The 4184-nt window shown below is 65.2% G+C and carries 6 protein-coding genes; 3 read left to right on the top strand and 3 right to left on the bottom strand.

Annotation, left to right across the window (positions count from 1 at the left end):
- The 3 genes from R6U53_RS09240 to R6U53_RS09230 form a co-directional block, all read left to right on the top strand.
- On the top strand, positions 1–354 hold a 354-nt coding region (locus R6U53_RS09240; protein WP_410322074.1), incomplete at its 5' end, for a hypothetical protein.
- A 281-nt stretch (positions 355–635) separates the two neighbouring features.
- The gene (locus R6U53_RS09235) at positions 636–1739 is read left to right on the top strand and encodes a GAF domain-containing sensor histidine kinase (protein ID WP_410322073.1); all 1104 of its coding nucleotides are present in this window, start codon (positions 636–638) and stop codon (positions 1737–1739) included.
- A gap of 165 nt (positions 1740–1904) precedes the next feature.
- Positions 1905–2249 (top strand): DUF4112 domain-containing protein, encoded by a 345-nt coding sequence (locus tag R6U53_RS09230; RefSeq protein WP_410322072.1) that lies wholly within the window; start codon positions 1905–1907, stop codon positions 2247–2249.
- A gap of 37 nt (positions 2250–2286) precedes the next feature.
- Here the strand turns inward: R6U53_RS09230 and R6U53_RS09225 are convergent, their stop codons facing one another.
- The 3 genes from R6U53_RS09225 to R6U53_RS09215 form a co-directional block, all read right to left on the bottom strand.
- Positions 2287–2928 carry a phosphoribosyltransferase gene (locus R6U53_RS09225; RefSeq protein WP_410322071.1) on the bottom strand — a complete coding sequence of 214 codons (642 nt, stop codon included), beginning with the start codon at positions 2926–2928 and terminating at the stop codon, positions 2287–2289.
- A 238-nt stretch (positions 2929–3166) separates the two neighbouring features.
- Entirely contained in the window at positions 3167–3613 is a 447-nt protein-coding gene (locus R6U53_RS09220) for an Hsp20/alpha crystallin family protein (protein ID WP_410322070.1), read from the bottom strand.
- A gap of 184 nt (positions 3614–3797) precedes the next feature.
- Positions 3798–4184: anion permease (locus R6U53_RS09215; protein ID WP_410322069.1), on the bottom strand; the 387-nt coding region annotated here is incomplete at its 5' end.

The following is a 4184-nucleotide window of genomic DNA, read 5'->3' as shown; positions in this document are numbered from 1 at the left end:
GAAGATATCCCTCTTCGACGTTACTCACGTCAACAGCTTATCGCACAGCGCATGAAGTCGATTCAGAGCAATGCTGAGCGCATGGCGATTGCAAAAGAGATGTTTGGTATCCGCTCGGGGAAGATTCTGGGACTGTTCGTGAATAACCTGGACTCGATTAACGAGAACATGGGGAAGGCAAATAGTCTTTTTGCACAGGGCACTGAGTTGCAACGACAGTATGATGTTGTAACAAAATCGGCTGCTGCAAAGCTCAAAATACTCAAGAATAATGTTCTTGAGGTTGGCATTACGATTGGTATGGCTCTGTTGCCTGCTCTTCTGCGCGTTCGATCCCCGATCCTGCACCCGTGACCAGCACGACTTTGTCTTCGAACGTGTTCATGGCTTCTCACAGTGACTCTTGTCACCATGTAACGTACGACGTCAGACGAGATAATCGTTTTTGCGACCCCGACGCAACCCGGCGACCGCGGTTCCGGATAGCTGATATCAACCACCGGAACGCGGTGGGTGTCCGGTTCACCGTCGGGGCGACCGCAGCGGCGTCAGTCGGGTCGCTCCGAAGCCGACGCGACAGAGCAGAACGTCCCGGGTGTGTAATGTTCATTACCCTGGGTTTCTGACAGTGAGGCATGGGCCGTCGTCGCACGACCGTGATCAAGACGCTCCACGACGTCGCCATAGCGATCCAGAGCGAAGAGACGGCGAGGGGCGTCTGTGAGCGGACCGTCTCGGCGGCGGCGGAACTCCTCGATTTCAATTTGTGTACGGTGGTCATCCGGGAGGGCGAGTGGCTCGTCCCCTACGCCACCTCGGCGGACGCGCCGTCCGACGGTAGTCGACGGATGGAGACCGACGAGGGATTGGCCGGGAAGACCTACCAGACCGGGGAGTCCTACGCGGTCGCCGACATCGCCTCGACGGACGACACGAGTCCCGCCAGCGCGTCGTATCGGTCCGGACTCAGCGTTCCGATCGGGGACCACGGCGTGTTTCAAGCGGTCGAGACGACGCCGAACGCGTTCGACGGTGACGACGTCGAGCTGGCAGAGCTCCTCGTCAGCCACGCCGCGACCGCGCTTGACCGCCTCGACCGGGAGCGGGAGCTCCGACGCCAGAACGAGCGGCTCGACCAGTTCGCGTCGGTGGTGAGCCACGACCTCCGGAATCCGCTCTCCGTCGCAACGGGGCGGTTGGATCTGGTTGCGGAGGAGTGTTCGAGCCCGCACGTCGACGGGGTTGCGGACGCTCACGACCGGATGGGGACGCTCATCGACGACCTCCTGCTGTTCGCACAGATGGGCGCCGACACGCTCGCGCGTACCCCCGTCGACCTCGCAGAGCTCGCCACAGAGTGTTGGGGGCCACTCGCGCCCGCGGCGGCGACGCTCAGCGTCGAAACCGATCACGCAATTCGGGCCGACCGCGAGCGGCTTCGCCAACTGCTCGAGAACCTGCTGCAGAACGCCGTCGACCACGGGGGTCCCGACGTCGCGGTGACGATCGGCGAGCTGGCCGACGGGTTTTACGTGGCCGACGACGGTCCCGGAATCCCGGGCAGTGCCGGCGAGAGCGTGCTTACGGCGGGGTACACGTCCGCTGAGGAGGGCACGGGGTTCGGCCTGTCGATCGTCAGCCAGATCGTCGACGCCCACGACTGGGAGGTGACGGTGACCGACGGCGCGTCCGGCGGCGCTCGCTTCGACGTTCGGGGCGTCGACGTCGTCGAGTCGTGAGCGCGTCGGAAGGGGCACGGGACTGAGCGGCGGCTCGACGGCCACGTACCGGCCGCCGTGTCGGTGACCCGACTCGGTCTCGACGACGAGGCGATTCGCAGCCAGTCTTGTCAAGCCGTTCACACGCCCACACGACTCAAGACAGCCGGGCGCCTACGAGAAGGCATGGCATCTCCGGGCGACGACTTGAGCACGCCGAAGGGACGGGCGAGGGCGACGGCGCGGTTGATGGACAACGCGGTCCGGATTCCGGTGATCGACTACCGGGTCGGTATCGACCCGGTCCTGACGCTCGTGCCGGTCGCCGGCAACGTGATCGCGACGCTGATCTCGTTGTACGTCGTCTTCGAAGGGTGGCGCGCCGGTGCGGGCCCGCTCGCGGTCGGCTTGATGCTCGGGATCATCGCCGTCGACGCCGTCATCGGATTCGTTCCGATCGCCGGCCCGTTCCTCGATACGGCCTGGAAGGCGAACGCCTGGAACGTCCGGATCATCGAACGCGAGACCTAGGAGACGGTTACGCCGAGAGTCGGAATCGTCTCGGCGGTCACCGTTCCGACCCTCCGTCGCTAGTCAGGTAGCGTTTCGCCTGTTCGTCCGAGACCTGCTCGAACGACTCGTAGAACTGCCCGACCGCCCCGAAGTGCGGCGGGCTCTCGACGCAGATCACCTCGTCGGCTTCCGTCTGCAGCTGTTCGACGGTGTCCGGTGGAGCGACCGGCACGGCGAGGACGACGCGCTCGGCGCCCGCGTCCTTGATTTGTCGAATGCAGGCGATAGTGGTCGCGCCCGTTGCGACGCCGTCGTCGACGATGAGCACCGCCTTCCCCTCGTAGTCCGGCGGCGACCGATCGCCGCGATAGCGCTCGATCTTCTCCGCTGCGACTCGGCGCTGGGCTTCGATCTCGTCTCGAACGTACGCGTCTTCGACACCCAACTCGGCGATCAGCGGTTCGTTCAGCCAAACCGTCCCGTCGGCCCCGACGGCGCCGACGGCGAGTTCCGGGTGGTGTGGCGCTCCGAGCTTCCGTGCGGCCACGATGTCGAGCGGTACTCGCAGGCTGTCGGCGACGACCCGTCCGACCGGGAGCCCCCCGCGCGGGATCGCGACGACGATGTCTGCCTCGGTATCGCGGTCGTCGAGGACGTCCGCGAGTTGCCGGCCGGCGTCGGTTCGATTTTGAAACATGGAACTGTCGTTCTCGTGAACGCCTCCGTCGCGGTTCTACGAGCGGCAGTCAGTTGAACTATTCGGCGATCCAACAGCTCTCGCCGGCCGTGGTTCCACTACGTGCCTCGAAGGGCGGCCATCGAATTCCCGACACAGCGAGGCATCGCGCGCAGTGTCCGGGGATGAATACGCTATCGCCGTGTTTCGGACACGAGAACCACACTGGGAACCCGTTCGGAAGTGCGCGTCGGTCGGATTACTCGATTTCGATCGTCCGTGCCCCCTCAACGTCGGGTTTCGGGAGGGTGACGGTCAGGACGCCGTTCGTCAGACGGGCGTTCGCCCGTTCTGCGTCGACGTCTTCGGGGAGCCGTATCGACCGGTGTGTCGATCCGCGGCCGCGTTCGCGGCGGAGGAGTCGCTCGGCGTCTCCCTCGCCGATCTCAGTGTGGTCGGCCGCAATTCGCAGCGTCCGATCCGCGACCCGAACGTCGATGTCGTCGTGCCCGACGCCGGGGAGGTCGGCCGTCGCGACGAACTCGTCTCCCCGCTCGAGGAGGTCGACCGCCATCGGCTCGGTCGCCGATACCCACCGACCGTAGGGCATCGCCGGCCCCCATAGACGCGACGCCTCCACAAACTGGCGGCCCACGCGTTCGAAGAGCCGTGCGAACGTCTCGGAAGTGGTATTTCGGGCGCCCATCGTTCGGACCACCGGGCGAAACTACGACGACCAGCATCAAATACCATGCTGTTTGTCGGGACGGACCGTGATCGACACCAGTTTCCGCTACCGCGGCCTCCCGATCGAGATGCGGGAAGGCGGCTGACGGGGGGCGGGACGGCGACCGAGCAGGCTCGGACGTGAGTCGTACCGTTCGCCGCCGCTACCCTGCGGTCGCGAAGACGACCGGCAGCCACAGGTACGTGAGGGCGATGATGCCGGCGATCCCGAGCAGGTTCAACCACAGGCCGACGCGCGACATCTGGGGGATCGTCACGTAGCCGCTGCCGAACACGACCGCGTTGGGCGGTGTCGCCACCGGGAGCATAAACGCCATCGAGGCCGCGAGCGCGGCGGTCGCCATCAACAGAAGCGGCGACTCGCCGAGGGTCAGGCCGAGGCCGATCATAATCGGCATGAAGACCGTCGCCGTCGCGGTATTCGACGTGACTTCCGTCAGAAACACCACGACGGTGGCGATCACGAGGATGAGCGCGACCAGTGGGACGCCCGCGATGCCGGCCAAGCCTTCCGCGATGACGGTGTCGAG

The sequence above is a fragment of the Natronomonas sp. genome, assembly GCF_046483325.1.
Lineage (GTDB): Archaea > Halobacteriota > Halobacteria > Halobacteriales > Haloarculaceae > Natronomonas.
This window is presented reverse-complemented; position numbering and strand designations above follow the sequence as displayed.